17 protein-coding genes and 1 other annotated feature are annotated in these 18,241 nt (G+C 54.8%); of the genes, 16 read left to right on the top strand and 1 reads right to left on the bottom strand.

Annotation, left to right across the window (positions count from 1 at the left end; all coding sequences use genetic code 11):
* The first annotated feature begins 2 nt into the window (after positions 1-2).
* The 16 genes from NSQ46_RS21440 to leuS all read left to right on the top strand — a co-directional run bounded on the left by NSQ46_RS21440 (position 3) and on the right by leuS (position 17,418).
* Positions 3-1,250, top strand: coding sequence for a DUF58 domain-containing protein (locus NSQ46_RS21440; protein ID WP_210095243.1), 1,248 nt, complete (start codon positions 3-5; stop codon positions 1,248-1,250).
* Positions 1,247-3,460: a transglutaminase domain-containing protein gene (locus tag NSQ46_RS21435; RefSeq protein ID WP_210095244.1), complete on the top strand. Its 2,214-nt coding sequence runs from the start codon at positions 1,247-1,249 to the stop codon at positions 3,458-3,460. Before NSQ46_RS21440 ends, NSQ46_RS21435 begins: the two co-directional genes overlap by 4 nt.
* Before the next feature lie 255 nt (positions 3,461-3,715).
* The gene (locus NSQ46_RS21430; protein WP_007129358.1) at positions 3,716-4,246 is read left to right on the top strand and encodes a YqeG family HAD IIIA-type phosphatase; all 531 of its coding nucleotides are present in this window, start codon (positions 3,716-3,718) and stop codon (positions 4,244-4,246) included.
* A complete protein-coding gene (gene yqeH, locus NSQ46_RS21425) occupies positions 4,243-5,367 on the top strand; it encodes a ribosome biogenesis GTPase YqeH (protein WP_210095245.1) in 1,125 nt (374 codons plus the stop codon). The genes NSQ46_RS21430 and yqeH overlap by 4 nt, the downstream gene beginning before the upstream one ends.
* Positions 5,368-5,432: 65 nt before the next feature.
* Positions 5,433-6,287 carry a shikimate dehydrogenase gene (gene aroE, locus NSQ46_RS21420; protein ID WP_007129360.1) on the top strand — a complete coding sequence of 285 codons (855 nt, stop codon included), beginning with the start codon at positions 5,433-5,435 and terminating at the stop codon, positions 6,285-6,287.
* A 107-nt stretch (positions 6,288-6,394) separates the two neighbouring features.
* Positions 6,395-6,685 carry a ribosome assembly RNA-binding protein YhbY gene (gene yhbY, locus NSQ46_RS21415; protein ID WP_007129361.1) on the top strand — a complete coding sequence of 97 codons (291 nt, stop codon included), beginning with the start codon at positions 6,395-6,397 and terminating at the stop codon, positions 6,683-6,685.
* Positions 6,686-6,739: 54 nt separating this feature from the next.
* A complete protein-coding gene (locus NSQ46_RS21410) occupies positions 6,740-7,330 on the top strand; it encodes a nicotinate-nucleotide adenylyltransferase (protein WP_007129362.1) in 591 nt (196 codons plus the stop codon).
* Positions 7,314-7,892 (top strand): bis(5'-nucleosyl)-tetraphosphatase (symmetrical) YqeK, encoded by a 579-nt coding sequence (gene yqeK, locus NSQ46_RS21405; RefSeq protein WP_210095246.1) that lies wholly within the window; start codon positions 7,314-7,316, stop codon positions 7,890-7,892. Before NSQ46_RS21410 ends, yqeK begins: the two co-directional genes overlap by 17 nt.
* Positions 7,889-8,236: a ribosome silencing factor gene (gene rsfS, locus NSQ46_RS21400; RefSeq protein WP_007129364.1), complete on the top strand. Its 348-nt coding sequence runs from the start codon at positions 7,889-7,891 to the stop codon at positions 8,234-8,236. Before yqeK ends, rsfS begins: the two co-directional genes overlap by 4 nt.
* The gene (locus NSQ46_RS21395) at positions 8,233-9,135 is read left to right on the top strand and encodes a S1-like domain-containing RNA-binding protein (protein ID WP_210095247.1); all 903 of its coding nucleotides are present in this window, start codon (positions 8,233-8,235) and stop codon (positions 9,133-9,135) included. The genes rsfS and NSQ46_RS21395 overlap by 4 nt, the downstream gene beginning before the upstream one ends.
* A 37-nt stretch (positions 9,136-9,172) precedes the next feature.
* Positions 9,173-9,943, top strand: coding sequence for a class I SAM-dependent methyltransferase (locus NSQ46_RS21390; RefSeq protein ID WP_007129366.1), 771 nt, complete (start codon positions 9,173-9,175; stop codon positions 9,941-9,943).
* A gap of 457 nt (positions 9,944-10,400) precedes the next feature.
* Positions 10,401-11,267: a sugar phosphate isomerase/epimerase gene (locus NSQ46_RS21385; protein WP_210095248.1), complete on the top strand. Its 867-nt coding sequence runs from the start codon at positions 10,401-10,403 to the stop codon at positions 11,265-11,267.
* A 68-nt stretch (positions 11,268-11,335) separates the two neighbouring features.
* Positions 11,336-12,505: a Gfo/Idh/MocA family oxidoreductase gene (locus NSQ46_RS21380; protein ID WP_007129368.1), complete on the top strand. Its 1,170-nt coding sequence runs from the start codon at positions 11,336-11,338 to the stop codon at positions 12,503-12,505.
* Positions 12,506-12,531: 26 nt separating this feature from the next.
* Positions 12,532-13,605, top strand: a complete 1,074-nt coding sequence (locus NSQ46_RS21375) for a Gfo/Idh/MocA family oxidoreductase (protein ID WP_007129369.1) — start codon at positions 12,532-12,534, stop codon at positions 13,603-13,605.
* A gap of 76 nt (positions 13,606-13,681) precedes the next feature.
* The gene (locus NSQ46_RS21370) at positions 13,682-14,569 is read left to right on the top strand and encodes an AraC family transcriptional regulator (RefSeq protein WP_007129370.1); all 888 of its coding nucleotides are present in this window, start codon (positions 13,682-13,684) and stop codon (positions 14,567-14,569) included.
* Positions 14,570-14,617: 48 nt separating this feature from the next.
* Positions 14,618-14,884: a binding site (T-box leader), on the top strand.
* 92 nt (positions 14,885-14,976) lie between these two features.
* On the top strand, positions 14,977-17,418 hold the full coding sequence (gene leuS, locus NSQ46_RS21365) for a leucine--tRNA ligase (protein WP_007129371.1): 2,442 nt from the start codon (positions 14,977-14,979) through the stop codon (positions 17,416-17,418).
* Here leuS and comER read toward each other — a convergent pair.
* A complete protein-coding gene (gene comER, locus NSQ46_RS21360) occupies positions 17,399-18,241 on the bottom strand; it encodes a late competence protein ComER (RefSeq protein ID WP_007129372.1) in 843 nt (280 codons plus the stop codon). The two genes, leuS and comER, sit on opposite strands and share 20 nt — an antisense overlap.

Here is an 18,241-nt window from a genome sequence, read left to right as displayed (position 1 = left end):
GCATGCGGCGCGCCGTTTCCGTATTTCTAAATGGCATGCAGCCGTCCAGACTGGCAGCGGTATTGACGGTTTGGTGCTTATGTCTTTTGTACGTGTTGTTTCAAGGAGGGAAAACCTCTCTCATGCTCTTTTCCATGGTCAGCCTCTTATCCGTATATGTCATCGGAGCGGGCTTTGGCGGGGTGAGGCGCGTAAAGGCGAAGCGCAACATTCTCGGTGACCGGGATCGCCGCGATCAGCTTCATGCCGGGGAGCAGGTGCGCGTTCGGCTCGATGTGAACGTCCCCGGGTTATTGCCGATGCCGTATTTGGTCGTCAAGGAAGTGCTGCAAAGACATAACGGCGATTCATGGTCATTCGAAGACAGCATTATCCCGAACATGCGCGGTGCCGGGGTGCTCGTATTCCAGACTCCGCCTCTCGAGCGGGGGCGGTATGCGTTCGCCGGGACGGAATGTATCAGCGAGGATATCTTCGGCATCATGGAGCATCGGGGACGGATCGAAGTGAACACGGAATTTAGGGTCCTCCCAAGGACGGTTTATATTCCGAAATGGAACCGGAATATCCATAGATCCCGGCTCGGCGGTACGCATACAACAGTATCTGCCTCAAGGCGGGAGACGACTCAAATTAATGGGGTGCGCGATTATGTTTATGGCGATCGGATTTCGCGGATTCACTGGAACGCGACGGCGAAGACCGGTTCGTGGAAATCCAAGGAGTTCGAGCATGAATCCTTTCCCAAGACGCTGATCGTCCTGGATGGAGCCCAGAATGCTTATGTGAGCGATCAGCAATTCGAGGTTGCCGTATCTGCTGCCGCTTCGCTGATTGAATATGGTGCGAAGGAGCATGCGGGAACGGGTTTGTTTACGGCCACAGAGGAAGGCAAGCTGTTTCCTCCGACGGAGCAGGCAGGGGAACGTATGCGCATGATTCAGCATTTGGTCGATGTGGATCACAACCGCAAGGGCAGCCTGATTGCAGAGCTAGAACGCTCCTACCGCCATTTCCCGCAGGGAGCCGTGCTCCTGCTCATCAGTCCGATGAGCGGCAGGGAGGCGTCCGAAGTCCTACGCTGGGTGGAAGCCAGGGGCATGAATCCATGCTTTCTGCAAATCATGAATCCCGGCGGCAAGCCGCTTCGCGATGAATCGATCTCGATCCTGAGGTCGCGGGGGATTTCATGTTACTCCGTCTCATCGCTTGAGGAGCTGCCTGCTGCGTTGGGAGGTGGAGTCGCTTGAAGCTGTGGCTTGATAAGCTGTCAACGACATTTTTTAATACGCTGACGGTGCTGTGGATTTGGATCATCGGCATGCAATGGGTATCCTTCACGGAATCCATCTGGCTGTCGGAGACGACGGCGATCGTAATCGCCGCCATCACCATTACGGCGGTGATTGAAGCGCTGATACCGCTTAAGATGGTGTTTAGGCTTGTATTGCAATTCCTATTGATTCTATACAGCGTGTTTAAGCTGCTGGAAGCCGGCGGCATGCCGGTGCCTTCATTCGGACCGGATACGGTATTATCCGATGAATTGATGTATTTATTCCCGTATTTATGGTTCGCTGTTGCAGCGTGGGTAATTTTCGTCTTTATATTTCTCTGGGCGAAGACCAAACGGCGCATTCTGTTTGTTGTCGGACTGAACGTGATCGGCCTTGCGGTTCTGGATTCGTTCACGAAGGTCACTCTATGGGATGAGACGGCATGGGTAGCCGGAGCAGGCATGGGCTGGCTCGTGACGAACCACTTCAACCGCTTTCGGAGACGGTTCCCGCAAGGATGGGTTAACTTATCGAGATCTCCGTTTAAAATCATTGCCAACATTCTCGTCATCTTCTCGCTCATTATCGTTGCCGGTGTCAATATGCCGCACATCAATCCGACGCTGACCGACCCTTATACGGCATGGAGGGAATGGAGCGGAGTGCCATTGTCCGGCGTCAGCACGAGCGGTACCGGTACCTTGATCGAAACTCCGGTAGAGAGCTCGTCCGGATACGGAAGAGGCGATAACGATCTGGGCAGCGGCTTCAACTTTGATTACTCCCCGGTGATGTCGGTTAGCTCGGAGGAGCGCAGTTATTGGCGCGGGGAGACAAGGGCCGTTTACTCCGGAACAGGCTGGGCCGACCGGAGCGGAAGACGCTCGGGGGCCGATGTAGGGATCGGGGAGAGCCTTCCCGATGAGGAGGCAAGCTCCATGCCGACCAAGACCGTGAAGCAAACGGTCACGATGCTGAACGATACCGAGTATCCGGTCCTATTCGGAGCTTATAAGATCCATGAGGTTCAAATGCTGGATGAGGTTATCGATCCGGAGCGTCTAAGCTGGGTATCTGAAGGGGCTGAGCTGCATCTGCAGGGGGGACGAAACGGCGATTACCCGAAAAGCTATACGCTGGTATCGGAGGTTCCCGTCATTCCACTTGAAGAGCTTAGGGGCAAAACCTACAGTCAACTGTACAACGGTTCCGTGGATGATGCCTATCTCCAGATCCCAAGAAACTTTCCCGACCGCGTAACCGATTTGGCCAAGCAAATCACGGAATCGGCAGAAACGCCGTATGATAAGGTCATTTTGCTGCAACAATACTTACAGAGCAACTACTCATATACCAATACGCCTGATCTGTCGCGCAAGCAAAGCGAGGATTTTGTGGACAGCTTCCTGTTTGAAGTCCGGGAGGGCTATTGCGATTACTTCTCCACCGCAATGGTGATGATGACCCGATCGCTGGATATCCCTGCACGCTGGGTAAAAGGCTATGCGCCCGGAAGCAGCTCAGTCAGCGAATACATCCCGATGGACGGGCAGAGTCCGGTCAGCAGCGGGACCTATACGGTAACGAATGCCGACGCGCACTCATGGGTCGAGGTCTACTTCGGCGAGTACGGCTGGATTCCGATTGAGGCGACACCTGGCTTTAGTATGCCGCTCCTTACAGGTCAGCCTGAAGCTGAGCCAGTGGTTCAAGAAGAGGTTGAAGAAGAGGAACAGGAAGAGGCGGAGACGACACCTGCCGCTGCATCGGATGATCAATCTTCCGGATGGTGGAAAGGCATCGGCATTGCGGCAGCTGTTGTGATTGCGCTGTGGATCTTTTACATTCTGTGGAGAATGCGCATTAATCTGCGCTTTGCCGGGGCGCGGCTCCGTGCAGGGAAGCCGCTGTCCGCTGCGGACAAGGTCATTGCGGAGACCGAGCGATGGCTGCGGTCGGTGCAGCGGAAAGGATTGGTCCGTCAGGACAGCGAGACGCTGCGCGAGTCGGTTCGCCGCTGGAGCGAGGCCAATCCATTGCTGGAGCCGCAGCTGAAGCCGCTGCTGCAGCAGTTCGAAACAGCCCGCTATAGTCCGGCAGAGGTATCGGAGGAGCAGTGGCGTCTTGTCCAAGCCGATGCGGAAGTCCTCAAGAAAATGATTCGGAAGGTTCGTCTGGCTTAAAGAGGAGCTCGGCAGTTCTTATCCATGTGAAGAGGGATGCCTGCCTTCAACGGGCTTGATCCCGGAAGACGGTCTTATTCTGATCTTAACCGGCAACGGTAAATGCATAGGCCGCCCGAGTCCTTTTTAGTGGGATGACGGTGGTCTTTTGCTGAACATTTCGGCATCAGCGATTCAAGTGCTTTTGTTCGTGATTATTTTTACTACGGAACCGGATTATGGTATAGTTTTTCGTATGAAATTGAGGTGACGAAATTGTTTGAAATGCTAATTCCGAAGCTCCGTGTCAATACGGTTTTCGATATTGATCTGGAAGAGCTGTACGAGCAAGGATATCGCGGAATCATTACGGATCTCGACAATACGCTCGTCGGTGCGAAAGCGCCGCTCGCCACGCCGGAGCTCGTGGACTGGTTTAAGAAAGTGAAGGAGATCGGCTTCCAGCTGATCATCGTTTCAAACAACCAGCTCGAACGGGTGTCGAAATTCGCAACACCGCTCGATATCCAATATGTGCATGAAGCCCGGAAGCCGAGCAATGCCCCGTTCCGCAAGGCGATGAAGATGATGGAGCTGACCGCGGACAAAACGATTGTCGTCGGCGATCAAATGCTGACCGACGTATACGGCGGAAACCGGCTCGGTCTATATACGGTTCTGGTGATGCCCATCGCCATTAACGACGAGGGCTGGTTTACGCGTATGGTGAACCGCCGGGTGGAGCGGATCGCGTTAACCCGGCTGCGCAAAAAAGGACTATGGCTTGAGGAGGAACCGAAATCATGACCTTGCCAACAGGCGAAGACATCAAGAAATGCAGCGGCTGCGGAATCCGGCTTCAAAGCGAGGCCCAGGATCAGCCGGGGTATTTGCCGGAGAAGGCATGGGAGCGCGATCCGGTCATCTGCCAGCGCTGCTTCCGAATCAAAAATTATAATGAAGCGTCCTCGGTTGCCGTCGATCAGGACGAATTTTTACGTTTGCTGGGGCAGATCGGCGGAAAGAATGCCCTTGTCATTCATATTGTGGACCTTTTTGATTTCGAAGGGAGCCTGATTTCGGGACTGCAGCGTTTTGTCGGAAATAATCCGGTTATACTGGCTGTCAATAAAACCGATCTTTTACCGAAGGTGACCAACTGGAATAAGGTTCTGAATTGGGTCCAGAAGCAATGTAAGGAACATGGGTTAAAGACGGAGGACATCGTTCTGTGCAGCGCAAAGAAAAATCAGGGCTTTGAACGGCTGCTTGAAACGGTTGCCTATCACAGAGGAGACCGGGACGTATATGTCGTCGGTGCCACCAATGTCGGAAAGTCCAGTCTGATCAACCGCTTAATACGCGACTACAGCGACTTGGAGCAGGAGCTGACAACCTCCCGCTACCCGGGGACCACGCTGGATATGGTCCATATTCCGCTGGATGACGGACGAGATATTATCGATACTCCGGGCATCGTGTACCCTTGGCGTTACAGTGAAATCGTGAGCCGGGAGGATCTGCGCGAGGTCATGCCGGAAAATCCGCTGAAGCCGGCCGTTTACCAGCTGAATGAAGGCCAAACCCTGTTCTTCGGCGGCTTTGCCCGCTTTGATTTCGTGCAGGGAGTCCATCAATCGTTCACGTGTTTTATCAGCGGAAGGCTCAACATTCACCGGACGAAGCTTGAACGGGCGGACACGTTGTTCGAAGAGCATGCGGGCGAGCTGCTCTCTCCGCCGACCCGCGAGAGGCTGGCCGAGCTGCCGGAATGGACAAGGCATGAAATCCGGATCCCGAAAGGCTCCCGGACCGATGTGTTCATTTCCGGCCTTGGCTGGATCAAGGTCAATGGCGACCAGGGAGCGCTAGTGGCCGTTCATGCGCCGAAGGGAGTCAAGGTGCTGGCTCGTCCTTCGCTGATTTAATTGCGTCGTCAACGCGTCTTCATGACTGAAGACGGTTTACTCACGGGAGAGACGGGGGAAATACAATGAAGGAAACTCAAGCCGGCACCGATTATTTGAAGCTCGGCGTCATGGGGGATCCCATCGGCCATTCCAAATCGCCGGCCATGCATAACGCGGCGCTTGCCGCATTAAACCTCCAAGGGGCGTACATTCCGCTCCATATTCGGCCTGAAAGATTGGGGGATGCGATCGAGTCGGTCAAGACGCTCGGATTTCGCGGAGTGAACGTAACGATTCCCCATAAGGTGGAAGTCATGCGGTATTTGGATGCCATCGACGAGGGCGCTGCCCGGATCGGCGCCGTAAACACGATCGTGAACGATAACGGCAGGCTGACGGGTTACAATACAGACGGAATCGGGTATGTGCGCTCCCTGAAGGAGGAGGCTTGCCCGGATCTTAAGGGCAAGCGCATCGCGGTGCTCGGCGCCGGCGGCGCTGCCCGAGGCATCATTTATGCCTTGATCGGCGAACAGCCGGAATCGATCTCCATCATTAACCGGACCGAAGACAAGGCCAAGGCGCTTGCGCAGGAATGGGGAACGATGGCCGAGCTTCACGGCTGCGGCGAAGAGCATGCGAAGGAAGTGCTTTCGCGAGCTGAGGTTATTATTAATACGACCTCAGTCGGCATGCACCCCCGAATTTCAGAAATGCCGGTTCATCCGGAATGGATTCCTGAGGGGGCGGTCGTCAGCGACCTGATCTATAATCCGCTGAAGACCGAGCTGCTGCTGCAGAGCGAGCAGAGGAATTGCACCGTGCACGGGGGACTGGGCATGTTCATTAATCAGGGGGCTTATGCCCTGGAATATTGGACCGGCCTCAGGGCGCCGGTGGAGGCGATGAAGGAAGCGGTACTCGCAAGCTTGCTATAAGGATTCATTCTTTTGTTTATTGATTAATGGGTAAGCTAAAGCTACAATATAGTTTTTAAACAAGCGATAGGCTTGTATAGATGATGATTAAGGGGTAATGACCAAGCATGTTAACAGGAAAGCAAAAACGACACTTACGTTCGCTTGCCCATCATTTGGACCCGCTGTTCCAGGTAGGCAAAGGCGGCAGCAATGAGCATTTGATCCGCCACATCGAAGAAGCGATTGAGAAGCGGGAGCTGCTGAAAATCTCGGTGCTCAACAATTGCCTGGAGGATCCTCGCGACATCGCTGAGGAGCTGGCCGAAGGTGCCGGGGCCGAATTGGTCCAAGTCATCGGAAAGACGATTGTTCTCTATAAGGAATCGAAGGATCATAAGACGATCGAACTGCCTTAAAGCAAGATCGGTGTTCAGAGTATCATAGTCCTCTGACTAGGGGAGGTGAGCCGAATGAAAGTGGGGATCATGGGGGGAACCTTCGACCCTGTTCATATCGGACATATGCTGGCGGCTGAGGCGGCGCGCGTCGCTTATGGCCTGGAGGAAGTGTGGTTCATGCCGAGCCATATTCCTCCGCATAAGGAGGATGCGGGCGTCACCGGGATGATGCGGCTGGAGATGACAGCCGAGGCGGTTGCCGGCCACCCGTCCTTCCGCACGCTGGACCTTGAAATCAAGCGCGGCGGCATTTCCTATACGGTCGATACGATCAAGGCCCTTCGCGAGATGTATCCCGAGCACGATTTTTCGTTTATCATCGGAGCGGATATGGTGGAGTATCTCCCGAAGTGGAACCGGATCGAGGAGCTAGCGGGAATGCTGACGTTCATCGGGGTCAACCGTCCGGGGACGAAGCTGAACGTAGAGTCGCTGCCGGATTTTCTTAGACGGGTGGTAAGGATCGCGGAAATGCCGCTGATCGAGATTTCATCCACGATGATCCGGGAGCGGGCGGCCGCCGGCGGATCCATCCGCTACATGGTGCCGGATCGCGTGTACGATTATATTGTTAGGAGCGGTATATATGGTGTACAGCCGTGAAGATTTGATCGAAGCCGTCTCCTCCCAGATGCCGGCCAAGCGCTGGGAGCATACGAAGGGCGTTATGGAGACGGCCGTTATTTTGGCGAACCGGTTCGGGGCCGATCCCCAGAAAGCGGATTTGGCAGCGATTTTACATGATGTAGCCAAGTACTGGCCGGTTGAGAAGCTTCGGGAGGTGCTCGAGGAGCAGGGAGAGTCCTCGGAGCTACTCCAATATGACAAGCAGCTGTGGCATGCCGAAGTGGGCGCGATCGTCGCAGAGCGGGATTATGGGGTAACGGACACCGAGGTGCTGGATGCTATCCGCTATCACACGTCGGGCCGAGTCGGGATGAGCCTGCTGGACAAGGTGGTGTGCCTGGCCGATTATGTGGAGCCGGGGAGGGATTTCCCCGGTGTGAATAATATTCGGGAACTGGCCAACCATAGCCTTGAAGAGGCGCTCGCAGCCGGGTTTGATTCGACGATTGGACATCTGCTGTCACGCAGACAGATTATTTTTCCGTTGACGGTGCTAGCCCGCAACGATCTCATTAAGCAATTGGAGGCGAATTCATGACGATAAAACCGGAAGAATTGTTAAATATAGCGGTTGAGGCCGCAGAGGATAAGAAAGCGAACGATTTGGTCGTTCTGGATCTGAGAGGCATCTCGCTTGTGGCGGATTATTTTGTTATTTGCCACGGGAATTCGGATACGCAGGTTCAGGCAATTGCAACGGAAATCCGCAAACGGATCCATGATAAAGGCGTAGCTCTTCGGGGACTGGAAGGCATGGATGCTGCCCGCTGGGTGCTGATGGACATCGGGGATGTTGTCGTCCATATCTTCCACCGGGACGAGCGCGAGTATTACAACATTGAGCGCTTGTGGTCGGATGCCAAAGTGGTGGAGAACGTATGAGCTTGATCGCGGGCACGATCGTCCAGCTTACGGTTTCCAGGGAGGTTTCGCCTTATGGCTACTTTCTTGATGGCGGCGACCGGGATGTCCTGCTGCACTATTCGGAAGTGACCGGGAGCATTGCTCCTGGGGATACCGTCGAGGTATTCATCTTCTTCGATACCGAAGACCGTTTGGCAGCAACGATGAAAAAGCCGCTGCTTACCCTTGGTGAAACGGCAAAGCTGGAGGTGGCGGACGTTCATCCCCGGCTCGGCTGTTTTCTGGAAATGGGACTCGGAAGGCAGCTGCTGCTACCGATCCGGGAGCTGCCCGAAATGAAAGAGCTGCATCCTCAGGTGGGTGATCATGTATTCGTAACGATGGAGCATGATAAGCAAGGCAGGCTGCGCGCCAAGCTGGCGGGTGAGCAGGAGCTCGCTCCACTCGCCTTCCACGCGCCGAAATCGTGGATGGGCGAATGGTTTACGGCGCTGGTATACAAGCCGCTGCAGATGGGAACCTTCGTGATCGTCGACGGAGGTGTGGTCGGCTTTGGAGCGATCGGCATGATCCACGCCTCAGAGCGGACGCGGCTTCTTCGTCTAGGTGAAGAGGTGCGCGTACGGGTGAGCCATATTCGCGAGGACGGCCGGGTGAATCTGTCGATGGTTCCGCGCAAAGAGATCGGACGAAACGATGATGCAGACCGGCTGCTGGCGTTCCTGAAGGAACGGCCGGGCGGCGCAATGCCCTATTCCGATGAAACACCGCCCGAAATTATCAAGCAGCGCTTTGGCATCAGCAAATCTGCATTTAAGCGTGCGCTCGGGAAATTGATGAAGGATGGCCTTGTCACACAGAAGGAAAGCTGGACGTATTTGGTGAAAAAAGAGGAGAATTCCGGTTCGGCTGAATAGCGACCGAAGAAGAAGCTTCTGGGAAAGTGGTGTCAGCATGTTGTCTTACCGAAAGTTTGCTTACGTATATGATCAGCTTATGGAAGATATGCCATACCCCGACTGGATCCGCTTTGCGAGAACGGCTTGGGACAAGCATGGCATGCCGAGAAGCATCGCGGAGCTCGGCTGCGGAACCGGAAGCATTACGATACCGCTGGTCAACTCCGGTTTTGAGGTGACGGGCATTGATTTGTCGGCCGATATGCTGTCTGTTGCCAGGCGGAAGCTGGAAGGATCGCCGCAGGGCAGCCGGCTGTTCCGCGAAGGGAGCGTCCGCTGGGTTCAGCAGGACATGCGTTCCTGGGAGCTGCCGGAGCCCGTTGATTCCGTGATCTCGTTTTGCGATTGCTTCAACTATTTGCTGGAGGAGAAGGATATTCGTTCCGCCTTTGTCCGCACGTACCAAGGGCTCAAGGAAGGCGGAACGTTTTTGTTTGACGTGCACCATCCGAACACGTTGATCCGGTATGATGCGGAGCAGCCATTCGTGTTGGATGAGCGGGAGGTCTCTTACATATGGACCTGCGATCTGGATGAGCCCCGATGTGAAATCGAGCATCATTTGACCATTTTTGCACGGGATCATCAGGACCCTGCCGTCTACCGCCGCTTTGAAGAAACGCATATCCAGCGAGGATATGATCCGGAATGGATGAAGGTAGAGCTTATCAAAGCAGGCTTCCGTGATGTCAAATGCTACGCCGATTTCGAATGGGTTGAAGCCGGCGACGATGCTGCCCGTCTGTTCTTTGTAGCCATAAAATAAGATTACGGGAAAACCTTATATCATGTTGAGACTGCCTCAAGGTCATTTGACTTTGGGGCAGTCTCTTTATGCATGAAGGACTTTTTTGCGTTTGCAAAGGCATCCGACTTGCCTCTCCCAGCACGCGGGGTAATGATGGCTGCTGCACGATGATCAGCGACGCTCGGACGACAAGCCAAATTGCTGCAGGGACCACTGACAGGCGGTCGGCGCACCCATTATAATCTGAAACGCTTTTTAGGCTAATTATTTGATTGTGGTTAAGGTACACAGACGGAGCTATAGGTTTGCAGATCGGACTATGCTACGATGGGTCATATCCGGCCATTGCAATAATGACAGCGCTGTCTACATAGATGTATCTAATGTTGTAACCTCTGGAAGGCGGGATTTCGAGAGTCCAATGATAGTTAAATTCCCCCGGTGATGATAGGGGACATGAGAGGATGAGCGTACCATGAAAATGTCTGTATTTACGGTTGCAACCCCCGACTTGCAGCCTGAACAGCTGGCCAAGGCCGCAGCCGATGCCGGTATCGAAGGGATTGAATGGCGTTTTAAGGAAATCCCGCCCGGCGCCGAGGAGGAGCAGCCTTCCTTTTGGAGGCATAATCAATGCTCCATGGATCCCGGCGGGACGGAGCAGGATTGGCTGCGATTCAAGCAGGCGGCGGAGCTGCACGGCAGACAGAGCATTGCGGTCGTTCCGTATCTAACCTGCGGCGATCTGGCGGAAACGGAGAAAGTGATGAGGGCAGCCAAGCTGGTAGGAGCCTCTTTCATCCGCGCCGGCATTCCGGCTTACAATCGCAGCGTCAACTACAATGAGCTGTACGAGCAAGCTGTAAAATACCTGCTGGAAGTGGAGGATTTGGCAGCCGCTTATGATGTGAAGGCATTGGTCGAGACGCACCATAACACCATTACGCCGAGCGCCGGGCTTACATACCGGCTCGTATCCCATTGCTCTCCTCAGCATGTCGGCGTATTGTACGATCCGGGAAATATGGTTCATGAAGGCTACGAAAATTATCGCATGGGACTGGAGCTGCTCGGTCCTTACTTGGCCCATGTTCATGTGAAAAATGGCGGTTATCGCAAGCATCCGTCGGAGGACGGGAGCGAGGCAACGTGGACCGGGGAATGGACGCCGCTTGCTCAAGGCGCCGTTCCGTGGCGTCAGGTTATCCAGGATTTGAAGTCTGTTGGTTATGACGGCTATTTCGGCATCGAGGATTTTAGCGGCACGTACGATTCGACCGAGATGCTGCTTCGCTTTGCCGAGCAGATGAAGCAGTGGAGCGAAGATAAACAATTCGCGTAACGAATAATTGGATTTATTTTTATAGATGCGTAACGGAAGATATGAAATGTATGAGGGAGGATTGCAGTATGGAACAAGTTCGTATAGGTGTAATCGGTCTCGGAATGGGCTTCTCGCATGCCAAGTCGCTCGCGGCTGGACGGATCGCGGGAGCACGTCTTAGCGCCGTATGCGATTTTAATCCGGCCAAGCAGGAGATAGCCAAAGAGACGCTGCCTTCGGATGTGCGGATCTTTAGCGACGTGGATGCGATGATGGCTTCAGGAGAGGTGGACGCGGTCATTATTGCAACTCCGCATTACGGGCATCCGCAGGAAGCGATTCAAGCGCTGAACCGGGGGCTGCATGTGCTGATCGAGAAACCGGCCGGCGTCTATACCAAGCAGGTCCGCGAGATGAATAACGCAGCGGCTGCAAGCGGCAAAGTGTTCTCCATCATGTACAATCAGCGCTGCAATCCGCTTTATAAGAAGCTGCGGGAGCTGATTGCGGATGGAGAGCTCGGCGAAATCCGGCGCATGAACTGGATCGTGACGAACTGGTACCGTTCCCAGAGCTATTACGATTCGGGAGGCTGGCGTGCGACCTGGTCCGGCGAAGGCGGCGGCGTGTTGATCAATCAATCTCCGCACCAGCTCGATTTATGGCAATGGACGACAGGCATGATGCCGAAGAGAATTCGGGCATTCTGCGCGTTCGGCAAGTATCGCAACATCGAGGTCGAGGACGACGTGACCGCTTACGCGGAATACGAAAACGGCGCAACCGCCGTATTCATCACGACCACCGGCGAAGCGCCGGGCACGAACCGGTTTGAAGTGACGGGAGACCGCGGGAAAATCGTCATCGAAAACGGCAATCTTACTTTTTGGAGACTTCGGGTGCCGGAGCCGGAATTCAACCGTCAGTATACCGGCGGCTTCGGCGAACCGGAATGCTGGAAGTGCGACGTTCCGATCGTGGGAGACAATCCGCAGCATAACGGCATTATTCAAAATTTTACGGATGCCATTCTGCACGGCACCCCGTTAATCGCTCCGGGCGAAGAGGGAATCCATGGACTTACCTTGTCGAATGCAATGCATCTGTCCACGTGGACGGATAACTGGGTGGATCTGCCGCTGGATGAGGATCTGTACTATAACCTTCTGCAGGAGCGGATCGCCGCCTCGACCGGAGAGAAGACGGTGCGGGAGATCGGCCCCGTCGATATGAGCAAAACATTCGGAACCTACTAAATACAAGAAATAGGGGAGGCAGCAATATGAACCGGAGTGATGGAATGCGATATGCGCCGGTAGGCAAAGCCCAGCCGGTCTGCAAGCCCGGGGAATTCACGATCGCGGCCATGTCATTGGAGCATGGACATATTTACGGCATGTGCAACGGTCTTATCGAAGCGGGGGCCACGCTGAAATGGGTGTACGACCCGGACCCTGGGAAGGTAAAAGCATTCTGCGAGGCATACCCCGGCGTACGGCCGGCTTCCTCCGAAGCGCAAATATTGGAGGATCCGGAGGTAAAGCTGGTCGCGGCTGCGGCGATCCCTTCGGAACGCTGCGGGCTTGGGCTCAAGGTGATGTCGCATGGCAAGGATTATTTTACCGACAAAACGCCGTTTACGACGCTGGAGCAGGTAGAGGCCGCCAGGGCGAAAGCGGCGGAAACCGGCAGAAAATACATGGTTTACTACAGCGAACGACTTCATGTGGAGAGCGCGGTTCATGCCGGACGCTTGATTCAGGATGGAGCGATCGGCAGGGTGGTTCAGGTGCTCGGCACAGGCCCGCATCGGTTGAATGCGGCATCGCGTCCCGATTGGTTTTTCCGCCATGAGCAGTACGGGGGCATTTTATGCGATATCGGCTCCCACCAGATCGAGCAGTTTTTATTTTATGCAGGCTGCAGGGATGCCCAGGTGCTGAGCAGCAAGGTCGGCAATTATGCGAATCCGATGTATCCGGAGCTCGAGGATTTCGGGGATGCCACGCTGCTTGGCGACAACGGGGCGACGAATTATTTCAGGGTCGACTGGCTGACGCCGGAGGGACTCGGGACATGGGGTGACGGCAGAACCTTCATCCTGGGCACGGACGGATATATTGAGCTTCGCAAGTATATCGACATTGCCAGACACCCGCATGGTGATCATCTGTACTTGGTGAACAAGGACGGGGAGTTCCATATGGAGCTGAAGGGGAAGGTCGGCTATCCGTTCTTCGGTGAGCTGATTCTCGATTGCCTGGAGCGGACGGAGCGCGCCATGACCCAGGAGCATGCCTTCAAAGCGGGAGAGCTGTGCGTCAAGGCCCAAAACTTAGCCGTGCGGATCGGATAAATCCATTATAATAAAGGGAGACCCCGCCAAAATTCCCGGGGAATTGATTCATAACCTCGATAAGGGGGATTCCCACATGTCTTCGCGGTTGACGACTCCACCATCCTGGATGCCGGGCTTTGACCGGATGCTGCTGAGGGAACCGATTGAACTCGGCTGCTATAATGACCGGCCTTTATCCGGCGGGACTTTCCACTCCCACGCTTTTTACGAAATTTATTATTTTCATGAAGGACGCTGCACGTATCTGATCGGAGACTCCGTTTTTGCGCTGAAGCCCGGGGACCTGCTCCTGATGAACGGGTTGACGCTGCATTGCCCGAATGTGGAGCCGGGTTCGCGCTATGTCCGGAGCATTATCCATTTCGATCCCGCCTGGGTGTGCAGGGAGCTGCCCGAATCGGCAAGATCGGTCCTGCTGGATCCCTTCGAAACGCTGCGCAATCACCGGATGACGCTGACTGGGCAGAGGAGGGAAGAGTTTGAGCGGCTGCTGGAGGATATGAACCGGCTGCGGGGGGCGGAAGCTGCTTTCAAGCAGGAGCGATTGAAGCTTCGGCTTCAGGAAATGCTGTACGTCATTGCGGGCTGGTGTCAAAGCGAAGTGCAGCAGCAGGATTCGATCTCTGATAAGGAGCGCCATGTACAGCACGTCGTCTCGTTTGTGGAAGAGCATTACATGGAGGATTTGACGCTGGACCGAATTGCCAGGGACATGCATCTTACGAAGCATTACTTGTCCTCTTTGTTCAAGGAGGTCACCGGAACGACCGTATTCAAATATGTATACCACCGAAGAATTAACCAGGCCAAAATCCTGCTGAGACTGCACCCCCATATGAGCATTACGGACGTCAGCCGGGCGGCCGGCTTCAAGCATTTGGCCCATTTCAGCCGGATGTTCAAGACGATGGTCGGAACGGCGCCGGAGCATTACCGCAAGTCCCAGGGCGAACTCCGTTGACTTGGCGCGGCTTTTTGGGTATAATAGCCACATTAAAATGGAAATCATAGTAATGCAATGAAGGGGACTAGTAGTTCCGTATGCGATCATGCAGAGAGCCGGTGCATTTGGTGGAAGCCGGTTGACGCAAGGGATGAACTCGCCTCTGAGCAGCGGCGCGAACCCGGCTTTCGGATCTTAAGAATGCTTATTTATCCGTCGGTCGATGAAACGTCGCCGTCTCATCCGCGATAAGGATGCAAAGGGAGTGAAAGGCAAAGCATGCCTTGCACTAACTAGGGTGGTACCACGGGAATCAAACCTCTCGTCCCTAGCGTCAGCGCTATGGATGATGAGGTTTTTTTTGTTTTCAGGACAGCGGCATTAACAGCCTTGTCCGTTCGACAGTGAAGGAGGAGCTATGTAGTATGACGGATCAACAATCAGCCGGCCACGGCTATAAGCCGCAGGTCATTGAACCGAAATGGCAGAAGTATTGGGAAGAGAACAAAACCTTTAAAACCGAGGACAACTCGTCCAAACCGAAATTTTATGCACTCGACATGTTCCCGTATCCTTCCGGAGCGGGTCTTCACGTCGGGCACCCGGAGGGCTACACGGCCACCGACATCATTTCCCGCTATAAGCGGATGCGCGGGTACAACGTGCTTCATCCGATGGGCTGGGACGCGTTTGGCCTTCCGGCAGAGCAATATGCGATGGATACAGGCAAGCATCCACGCGAATTCACCATCCAGAACATCAATAACTTCCGCCGCCAGATCAAGTCGCTCGGATTTTCTTACGATTGGGACCGGGAGATCAGTACGACGGATCCGGACTATTATAAATGGACGCAATGGATCTTCATCCAGCTGTACAAACGGGGCCTTGCTTATGTAGCCGAGGTGCCGGTGAACTGGTGCGAAGCGCTGGGTACGGTTCTTGCGAACGAGGAAGTCATTGACGGCAAGAGCGAGCGCGGCGGCCACCCGGTCGTCCGCAAGCCGATGCGGCAGTGGATTCTGAAAATTACCGAGTATGCGGACCGGCTGCTTGAGGATCTGGATGAGCTGGATTGGAGCGAAAGCCTGAAGGACATGCAGCGCAACTGGATCGGCAAATCGGTCGGCGCCGAGGTGCGGTTTGATATCGATGGGCATGACGCCAAGCTGGAAGTGTTCACGACCCGTCCGGACACCCTCTTCGGCGCAAGCTACTGCGTGCTGGCACCGGAGCATGAGCTGGTGGACAAAATTACGACCCCAGAGCAGCGGGAAGCGGTGAAGGCTTATCAGGATCAGGCAGCCCGCAAGAGCGACCTGGAGCGTACGGATCTGGCAAAAGACAAGACCGGGGTCTTTACCGGGGCTTATGCCATCAACCCTGCCAGCGGCGCCAAGCTGCCGATCTGGATCGCCGATTACGTCCTCGCCGGCTACGGAACCGGCGCGATCATGGCCGTTCCGGGCCACGATACCCGCGACTGGGAGTTTGCGAAGCAATTCGGGCTTCCGATCATTGAAGTGGTGAAGGGCGGCAACGTGGAGGAAGAAGCTTACACCGGAAGCGGCGAGCACGTCAATTCCGGCTTCCTCAACGGAATGGACAATGAGGCTGCTATTCAGGCCATGAACGAGTGGCTTGAGAAAGAAGGCAAGGGTAAGAAGAAGGTCACGTACCGGCTGCGCGACTGGCTGTTCAGCCGTCAGCGCTACTGGGGCGAGCCGATCCCGATTCTCCACCTGGAGGACGGAACGATGAAGACCGTTCCGGAAGACCAGCTGCCGCTGCTGCTGCCGGACGTGGATCAGATCAGACCGTCCGGCACCGGCGAATCTCCGCTGGCGAATGTGACGGAATGGGTGGAGACGGTTGATCCGGAGACGGGCATGAAAGCCCGCCGCGAGACCAACACGATGCCACAATGGGCAGGCAGCTGCTGGTACTATCTCCGTTACATCGATCCGCATAACCCGGATGAGCTGTGCTCGAAGGAGAAGCAGAAGGAATGGCTCCCGGTAGACCTGTATATCGGCGGCGTCGAGCATGCGGTGCTTCACCTGCTGTACGCAAGATTCTGGCATAAGGTGCTCTATGATCTCGGAGTCGTCGATACGAAGGAGCCGTTCCAGAAGCTCGTGAACCAAGGCATGATTCTCGGCAACAATAATGAGAAAATGAGCAAATCCCGCGGCAATGTCATCAACCCTGATGATATCGTGAACGAATATGGAGCCGATACGCTTCGGGTATACGAGATGTTCATGGGGCCGCTGGAAGCGACCAAGCCATGGAACACGAACGGTGTTGAAGGCACGCATCGTTTCCTCTCCCGCGTATGGCGTCTGTTCATTGGCGATGACGGCCAACTGAATCCAAAAATCGTGGACGGGGAAGGTTCCGACGAATGGAAACGGATCCTGCACAAAACGATTAAGAAGGTTACCGAGGATATCGAGCATATGCGCTTCAACACCGCAATCAGCCAGTTGATGATCTTCATCAACGAGGGCTACAAGGCGGATGAGCTCCCGCGGAAGGCGATGGAGAATTTCGTTCAAATGCTGTCCCCGCTCGCGCCTCATCTGGCTGAAGAGCTGTGGAGCCGTCTGGGACACACCGAGAGCATCACGTATGTTCCTTGGCCGGAATACGATGAGGCTTGGACCGTAGAAGCCGAGGTGGAAATCGTCGTCCAGGTGAACGGAAAAATCGTGGACCGCACCAAAATTGCTAAAGACTTCGATCAAGAAGCCATGCAGCAGCATAGCCTCTCCCTTCCAAATGTCAAGCAGGCGCTGGAAGGCAAGAGCATTCGCAAAGTCATTGCCGTTCCGGGAAAACTGGTCAATATCGTGGCCGGTTAACCGAGAAGCCGAATGCGGCGTCCAGTTTTGCCAGATCCTCCTCATACTTGTCGTGTGTGGTTTCGATCAATTGGTAGAACAAGCCGTTCAGGTGCGAGTTCAGTAAAATGAGCGCCTGAGCGGTGATGCCGCCGGGTACCGCGACCCTTTCCTGAAGCTGTTCGGGGGAGAAGCCCTCCTCCGTTAGCAGCTTCCCTGTGCCGACCAGCATTTCGCCGGCCAGGGCATTGAGCGTGCCGCGGTCGATCCCTGTCATTTCGACGGCAGCGTCAATCCATTTTTCCAAGAACAAACTTAAAAAAGCAGGCCCGCAGCTGGAGAAATCGGAAGTGATTCGCGTGTGCGATTCCAGAATCTCAACGGGCCTGCTGATATAAGACAGGAGGCTTTGAATAAGCTGCCTGTCTTCTTCTTTTATTCGGGAACCATACATACATAACGAAGCTCCGCCTCCGGTGATATTGGTAATGCTGGGTATGATTTTTGCCACCTTGCACGGCAGCGCCGATTCCAGGTGAATCAGCTGGACAGGGCTTGTAATCGATACCGCAATTTGGTGCTCCGAAAGCCGGTCCCTGATTTCACTGATGACGGATTTGAATTCGAGCGGCTTGACACAGATGAAGAACAGATCGCTTTCCGAAGCCGTTTCCTTATTGCAGCTGCACACGGTAAGACCGGGATGTCTCTTGGACAGCTGCTGGGCTTTCTCGGGCGTACGGTTGCTGACCCGAATTTGCTCGGGCAGGAGTGCGCCCGATCGAATGAAGGCATCGATCAATAGACTGCCCATACTGCCCGTACCGATAAAACCAACCTTCAT

The organism is Paenibacillus sp. FSL M8-0142 (genome assembly GCF_038597315.1).
GTDB lineage: Bacteria > Bacillota > Bacilli > Paenibacillales > Paenibacillaceae > Paenibacillus_AQ > Paenibacillus_AQ lactis.
Note: the sequence above shows the minus strand (reverse complement) of the source record. Positions and strands in the feature narration are given on the sequence as shown.

Bases quoted from the DNA above. Each gene is read 5' to 3' on its own strand.
- NSQ46_RS21440 (WP_210095243.1), top strand. From the start codon at position 3: ATGCGGCGCGCCGTTTCCGTATTTCTAAATGGCATGCAGCCGTCCAGA.
- yqeH (WP_210095245.1), top strand. From the start codon at position 4,243: ATGACCTTGCCAACAGGCGAAGACATCAAGAAATGCAGCGGCTGCGGA.
- aroE (WP_007129360.1), top strand. From the start codon at position 5,433: ATGAAGGAAACTCAAGCCGGCACCGATTATTTGAAGCTCGGCGTCATG.
- yhbY (WP_007129361.1), top strand. From the start codon at position 6,395: ATGTTAACAGGAAAGCAAAAACGACACTTACGTTCGCTTGCCCATCAT.
- NSQ46_RS21410 (WP_007129362.1), top strand. From the start codon at position 6,740: ATGAAAGTGGGGATCATGGGGGGAACCTTCGACCCTGTTCATATCGGA.
- yqeK (WP_210095246.1), top strand. From the start codon at position 7,314: ATGGTGTACAGCCGTGAAGATTTGATCGAAGCCGTCTCCTCCCAGATG.
- rsfS (WP_007129364.1), top strand. From the start codon at position 7,889: ATGACGATAAAACCGGAAGAATTGTTAAATATAGCGGTTGAGGCCGCA.
- NSQ46_RS21395 (WP_210095247.1), top strand. From the start codon at position 8,233: ATGAGCTTGATCGCGGGCACGATCGTCCAGCTTACGGTTTCCAGGGAG.
- NSQ46_RS21390 (WP_007129366.1), top strand. From the start codon at position 9,173: ATGTTGTCTTACCGAAAGTTTGCTTACGTATATGATCAGCTTATGGAA.
- NSQ46_RS21385 (WP_210095248.1), top strand. From the start codon at position 10,401: ATGAAAATGTCTGTATTTACGGTTGCAACCCCCGACTTGCAGCCTGAA.
- NSQ46_RS21380 (WP_007129368.1), top strand. From the start codon at position 11,336: ATGGAACAAGTTCGTATAGGTGTAATCGGTCTCGGAATGGGCTTCTCG.
- NSQ46_RS21375 (WP_007129369.1), top strand. From the start codon at position 12,532: ATGAACCGGAGTGATGGAATGCGATATGCGCCGGTAGGCAAAGCCCAG.
- NSQ46_RS21370 (WP_007129370.1), top strand. From the start codon at position 13,682: ATGTCTTCGCGGTTGACGACTCCACCATCCTGGATGCCGGGCTTTGAC.
- leuS (WP_007129371.1), top strand. From the start codon at position 14,977: ATGACGGATCAACAATCAGCCGGCCACGGCTATAAGCCGCAGGTCATT.
- comER (WP_007129372.1), bottom strand. From the start codon at position 18,241: ATGAAGGTTGGTTTTATCGGTACGGGCAGTATGGGCAGTCTATTGATC.